The sequence below is a fragment of the Pseudomonas sp. Ant30-3 genome (assembly GCF_000690905.1).
Classification (GTDB): domain Bacteria; phylum Pseudomonadota; class Gammaproteobacteria; order Pseudomonadales; family Pseudomonadaceae; genus Aquipseudomonas.
Genome location: NZ_JMCL01000131.1, coordinates 1 through 6,542 on the forward strand (window position 1 = coordinate 1; position 6,542 = coordinate 6,542).

The 6,542-nt window shown below is 60.4% G+C and carries 3 protein-coding genes; 1 reads left to right on the forward strand and 2 read right to left on the reverse strand.

Annotated features, from left to right (window positions below):
* Positions 1-582: 582 nt before the first annotated feature.
* Together treS and DU29_RS0125970 are read right to left on the reverse strand one after the other, a co-directional pair.
* A complete protein-coding gene (treS, locus tag DU29_RS0125965) occupies positions 583-2,649 on the reverse strand; it encodes a maltose alpha-D-glucosyltransferase (protein WP_028624331.1) in 2,067 nt (688 codons plus the stop codon).
* A gap of 147 nt (positions 2,650-2,796) precedes the next feature.
* Complete coding sequence (locus DU29_RS0125970) at positions 2,797-5,370, reverse strand: bifunctional diguanylate cyclase/phosphodiesterase (protein WP_033050970.1); 2,574 nt, start codon at positions 5,368-5,370, stop codon at positions 2,797-2,799.
* Between the two features lie 195 nt (positions 5,371-5,565).
* Here DU29_RS0125970 and DU29_RS0125975 point away from each other — a divergent pair.
* The coding region (locus tag DU29_RS0125975) for an SDR family oxidoreductase (protein ID WP_033050973.1) at positions 5,566-6,542 on the forward strand (977 nt) is incomplete at its 3' end.

The window sequence follows — 6,542 nt, forward strand, 5'->3', positions numbered from 1 at the left end:
AAAACCGCGCCGCCTGATTTTACGACTGCTGCGCAGCCGGACGCAGGCTGCGCCAGCTGCTACAGGGATTTGCGTTCTGGCGTAACTCGCGCAGCCAGGTCGGCTATCAGGCCGCCTCGGCGGCTGTGGCGGTTAGCGCCCCCTCTGGAGGCTGAGTGGAGGTTCTGCGCAGTGGGCAACCCGGCAAGGATGCCGGGTTAGGCGCGCACGGCCAAGGATGGCCGATCACGCCGGGCCCACGGAGCAGGACCGGAGCGAAGGCATGGCGAGCACTAGCGAGCCACCGGACGTCAGGGGCAAGAGCACTTGGTTACTTGGTGCTCTTCCAAGTGACCCGCTGTAAAAGCGGAACCAATATCAGAAGCAACCACAGCAACGGATATGTACACCAGCAAAGCCCGGTCGCTCAAGACAAAGCCATCGCTGGCAAGCCAGCTCCTACAGTTGACTGAATACACCCTCAAGAACCGAGCAACATTCAAGTCCGCCATCGCGAGCAAGCTTTGCTCCCACAGGCTCCACAGAATCCAAGGGCTGTATAGGCTCCACAGACTCCAAAGCCCCACCAAACCACCCGCCCAATCAAATCAACGGCGAACTGCTCACCACCCGCAACGCCAGCCCCTCATAGGCATCCAGGGTAATGGTGAATTCCCCCTCCGCCGTCAAATCCCCTTCAACCCGCTCATTGATGATGTCCACCACCGGACCCGGCGCAATGTTAGGCAGGTGCAAGGTTTCAACGATGGCCTGGGCGCTGAAGTTGAGCGCAGTGATCTGCGTGCCCTTACCTGCCGGCAGTTCGTGAACCATGATCAGCAGCCCCGGATTCTCGACATCGGGAATCAGGATCTGCTTGCTGGCCGCGATGTCGTACGAGCGACGCACGGCGAGGATGCGCTTCAGTTGCGAAGCAAAAGAATCCGGGTCCTTGAGCTGAGTCGGCAGGCTGCCATACAAGGTTTTCGGACGCGGCATTTGCCCCGCCGACAGCGGCGCATCCGGATTCAAATCGACAAGGTCATAGGCCCCACGATGAATCCAGCGCGTGTCGCCATCCTGCATCAGGTGCGCCACTTGCTCGGCCGGCAGCGGCAACGCGCCGACCAGGTCCCAACCCGACAGCGCAAACACCCCGGGCTGCATGGCGTTGTACATGACCAACAACAGGTGAATCTGGCGGATCTGGTCGATGTCGGACTTGCTGATCAGGTCCAGGTCGCGGATGCCCAGCGCAGCCGTGATGATGCTGGCCGTGGTGCAGGACACGCCGTTGGTAACGAACTTGAGGTTGTAAGGCGCATGTTCGCCGGCGAGACGCTCATACATCTGCTCGCGAATGTGCTCGCGCAGAATGTTGCCGGGGAACGTCTGACCTTGATAAAGGAAGGTGTCGTGGGCATGCAGCGTCCAGAAGTGCACCAGTTCCAGGGTCAGCTCATCGTGGTTCTGCAACGCGTGAATCAGCGAGGCCGGGTCGATGCCATAGGTGTGGACCTGACGCAGCATCAGGCGCAAAAACTCGGCATCGCCCATCAACAAGGCGTGCTGGTACGCCGGCCGGGTGATGAAGTCATAAGACAGGTCGGCGCCGCCGTGGGACATGGAAGCGATGTCGTCGATGGTCAGGTTCAATTCCTGAAAACTGAAACCGCCGGCCTTGCGAATCGCGCCACCGAGTAACTGGTTGCCGGTGATCGACAATGGATGGCTCTCGGACCAGGCCGTGCCATCGAGTTTGCGTTCCACACCGAGGAAGCCATTGGCATCCAGCCGAAGGATTTTCGCGCCCATCACATCGATGGCATGCAGCGCGTCGCCGATGATCATCTGCTGTGCGGCGAAGCTTGGGTCCAGCCAGTTGAGGGACGGCTGGCCTTCCTTGAAATAATGCAGATACACCCAGCGTCGCGGCTTGCCGTCCACGCCGATGACTACCGCGGTCGCGCTCCAGTCGGTCTCTTTGACGCCCGGCTCGAAGAAGATCACCCGCTGCAACTGACCGACAATATAGTGCTTGTCGCGCAAGGCATCGACCTGCAGCGGCGTGAGGTTCTGCGCATCGCGCCCTTCGAGCACGTCGGGCAGCAACGGCCAGTCTTCCTCACGGATTTCCACCATGTGGTAGAGACCCGGATAATCTTCGTAAGCCATTTCGGCCAGACGGAAGTCCGCGCCTTTGCCGGTGTGCGACGGGATCACGTCATCGATGATGACCGCGTTGTGCGCGGCGGCGATGCGGCTCAGGCCCTGCAGCTGTGCTTCGGTGCCCAGTTGTGGGTCGATGCCGAAGCTGATGCGGTCGAAATTGCCGTCGATGGTGGGCGTGTGCTCGCGCCCCTGCAACCCACCGGAGGTTTTCAGCGGGCCGTTGTGGATGCCCTGAATGCCGATTTCGGACAGAGCATGCCACAGCGTTTCATTGCCGAGCGCTTCCAATACCGTGCCGTCTTCGGCGGTGATGATGGAAGCGGGATAAGCGGTGAACCATACCGAAGCCAGCGCCGACGCATCTCTGGGACGGGTATGAGCGAAAGGTTGCTGCCAGAGTCGTCCCTGTCCGGAATACAGTTTCGCCCGTTGCCGGGCTGCATTCAGCATCGATTGCTCGACCAACCAGTTCACATGCTCGTTGCTCTCTTTCGCCATAAGTACAGTCGCTCGCAGTCAGATTCAAACATTCGATCCGCCCCATGGAGCACTGTCTTGCCTGTACCAACGGCGCGGGTAGTGTGTATATGAGCCCGCGAGGCGCCATTCGTTGCATGTAATCGCCACAAGCGCAGCGCTGCAGGTTCAGCTGCCTGCCGTTTCCTCAACACCTATCAGCGCGTTGAACGTCTCGTTATCCAGTGGCCGGCTGAGGAAATACCCCTGGCCTTCGTCACACGATACTTCTTTGAGCATCTGCAAGTGCTCGACCGTCTCGACGCCTTCCGCCGTCACCGTCAGCGACAGCGCGCGGCCCAGGCCAACAATCGCCTGAATGATGGATCTGTCATCCTCGCTGCCGACCAGTCGATTCAGGAAGCTGCGGTCAATCTTCAGCCCGTCGAACGGAAAGGTGCGCAGGTAGCTCAGCGACGAATACCCGGTGCCGAAGTCGTCCATGGCAATACGCACGCCCAGGCGCTTGAGGGTGCGCATGATTTCCAGTGCACCGGTGGCATCTTCGAGCATGACGTTTTCGGTGATCTCCAGCTCCAGGCGCGCAGGGCTGATGCCCGATTCGTCCAGCGTTTGCTGCACACGCTCGATGATATTGCCCCGCTTGAACTCGCTGGGCGACAGGTTAACCGACACGAACAGCTCTTCCGGCCACTGTGCCGCGCAGGCGCAGGCAGTCTCCATGACCCAATTGCTCAAGGCCAGAATCAGCCCGCTTTCTTCGGCGATCGGAATAAAGGTGTCGGGTGGAATCAGCCCGCGTTCCGGGTGCTGCCAGCGCACAAGCGCTTCGGCGCCGACCATGTGACCGTCGGCGATGCGATAGCGCGGCTGGAAATGCAGCCGCAGTTCTCCGTGCTTGATCGCATAACGCAGATCACTTTCCAGGCGCCGCCGCTCGATGATCCGGGCGTTCATGTCACCGGCGTAGAAGCGCCAGGTGTTCCGCCCGGCCGCCTTGGCTTCGTACAAGGCAATGTCGGCGTAGCGCAGCAACTCGGTCGCCTCGCAGGCATCATTCGGCGCCATCGCGATGCCGATACTGGCACTGACAAACACTTCCTGCTCTTCGACTTCCACTGGCCGCTCGATGGACTCGATCAGGCGACGGCACAGCGCTTCGACTTCTTCCTGCGAGCTGACATCGGTCAGAATCAAGACAAACTCGTCACCCCCGATCCGTGCCACCAGGTCGCCGTGACGCACGCAATCGGCCAGCCGATTGGACACTTCATTGAGCACCAGATCCCCCGCCGCATGCCCCAACAAATCGTTGACCGGTTTAAAGCGGTCAAGGTCCAGGCTTAGCATCACCAGCGGCTGATCTGCCGTCGGCATTGCCTTGAGTTTGCCGTCCAGGAATTCCTGCAGACGGGTCCGGTTGGGCAGCCCGGTCAGGGCGTCATGCTGCGAGAGGAATTCGATGCGCCGGCGCGCTTCGACTTCTTCGGTAACGTCGGTTGCGGTGCCGCGGAAACCTCGGCCGTCCATTTCCCGGGCCGAAAGACGCGTGATTCGTTCGCAGCCTTTGGTATCGACATAGCGACACTGGACGCTGATGTCCGGTCGCCGGTTGGGAATGCTCAGCCACTGCGACAGTGCGCCCATTTCCGTGTGCAACAGATCGTCCATTTTCGCGCCGCACCATTCGTCTCTGGACAGCCCTGTCACCGCCTCGAAACGTTCGGACAGATAGGTGAAACGGCCGTCGGTGGAGATTTCCCAGACCCAGTCCGAGCTCGCCTCGACGACATCGCGAAAGCGCGCTTCACTGGTGGCCAGCGCAGCCTGACTGCTGTGGATCGACTCAAAGCTGGCGTCCAATGCCTGGGCGGCCGCCGTGGTGCGCCGCAGGATCACCCAGATCATCAGCCACACCAGCAATGCGGCGAGACCAAGCAAAGGCAGGCCGACGCCGAGCAAGTGCAGGCCTGGCCTCGGTGGATTCCAGTGCAAACTGCCGGCGGTGCCATCTTCGCCCAGCGGGTGAACAAGTTTCTCTTCGGGTTCTCTGGCGCTCGCGACGTGCAGGCCGTTGATCCCGTAATCCTTGCCGATGGCGGCAAGTTTGGTGCTATCGAGCATGTCCACAAAAATAAGCACCGACGACGTCCGCTCATCAGCCTCCACCGTCGGGTCAGTGCCGGTCGTCAGTGCTGCCGCTGCTATCAATGCAGGCACGCCGTTGACATTGATGAAGCGTGTAACCGGCGTTTCCTCTTCCGCGCCGGCACGGGCCTCATCGAGAATCGCGCTGACGGACTGGCCCAGCCATGTGGAAATCTCAATATTTTCCAGCTCACCGTTGATCACGGAATACACCGTGCGATCAACGTCGTTAACGACAAACAGACCCTGAAAACCGAAATCGGAGTACAACGTCGGCCCGATATTCTTTCGCACATAGGCCCAGTCAACGTCTACCCGAGTATGCAGGTGCTCGTAGGCGTCACCCCAGTACGCGTAATCCTTGACCGTGATGCGCAGGGACTTTTCCAGCGATTGCATCGCCTTGTTGGTGTAGAAGGCACTTTCGACCTCCTCTGTGCGATCCAGATCATGCGCCAGGTAAATAAGCGCATAGCTGGCGAGCAGAAAGACCCCGGCCAGTAAACCGACGAATTTGTACAGAGAGGCACGCGCCAGTGCCACGCTTGAGCGATTGGACAAGGGACAGGCGATGGGGTGAAGATCGGTCGGCATAAATTCCCGCTTGGCGTGGTGCATGTCGGTTGCATACCAAGCTATCGACCGGCATGACAGAAATGTGAATCGCAACCCGCACACCCGATGTGTCAGGCGACGAACTGCACTCCACGAGCCAGTCGCTCAGTCATTCCGATGGAACCCGCTCGCCGCCCGATCCTCTATCGCAGATCAGCACAGGAGGATTTCCCCATGTTTGATCGAGCAACCGGCATGAAGCCAGGCGAACGCTATGCCTTCAATCGCAACAGCGGAGAGCGCGCGCACCAGTTTCCGGGCTTCTTCCTCGACGGCAAATATTACTTGGCGGCCGAGCTGCAAACCGCAGTCGGCTGGCTTGAAGGCCGCCAGTTCATGTACGACGAGCTCGACCTCGACGGTGAGCCGGTATTCCCTGATCGATTTGCCGGCACCATTGAAGACCTGACCCTGACGATGGTCGACGGGGAACGCCTGAAGCTCGAGGAATTGCCCTATCGCGCTTATCTCGATTCGTCTGCGCAAAAATCCGATGTCACTCACCGGCCGCCGTCTCGCGTTCGCCGGCTTGAGGGCAAACTGGTGGTCATCACCGGCGCCTCCAGCGGCATTGGCCGCGCGGCCGCCCATGCTTTCGCTGACGAAGGTGCGCGCCTGGTACTGGCGGCCAGGGATACGACAGCCTTGGCAGAGGTCGTCGAAGAATGTGCGGAACGCGGCGCCGACGCGCTGGCGGTGCGCACCGATGTCACCAGCAGCGAAAACATGCGAGCGCTGGCGGAACAGGCTGCTGACTACGGTGACGGTCGCATCGACATCTGGATCAACAACGCCGGTGTCGGCGCGGTCGGCAATTTCGAGGACACACCGCTGGAGGCGCACGAGCAGGTACTGCAGACCGACCTGCTTGGTTACCTGCGCGGCGCTTACGTGGCCTGGCCGTATTTCAAGGCGCAGCAGCGCGGGATTCTGATCAACACATTATCCATCGGCAGTTGGGTCGCGCAGCCGTACGCCGCCGCCTACTCGGCGAGCAAATATGGCTTGCGCGGTTTGAGCGAGGCATTGCGCGGGGAATTGACCGGGTTTGCCGATATCCATGTATGCGACATTTACCCGGCAGTCATGGACACGCCCGGCTTTCGCGACGGTGGCAATTTCACCGGCCACGCGCTCAAGCCACCACCGCC

Coding starts and splice junctions, on each gene's coding strand:
- treS (WP_028624331.1), bottom strand. CDS start 2,649: ATGGCGAAAGAGAGCAACGAGCATGTGAACTGGTTGGTCGAGCAATCG.
- DU29_RS0125970 (WP_033050970.1), bottom strand. CDS start 5,370: ATGCCGACCGATCTTCACCCCATCGCCTGTCCCTTGTCCAATCGCTCA.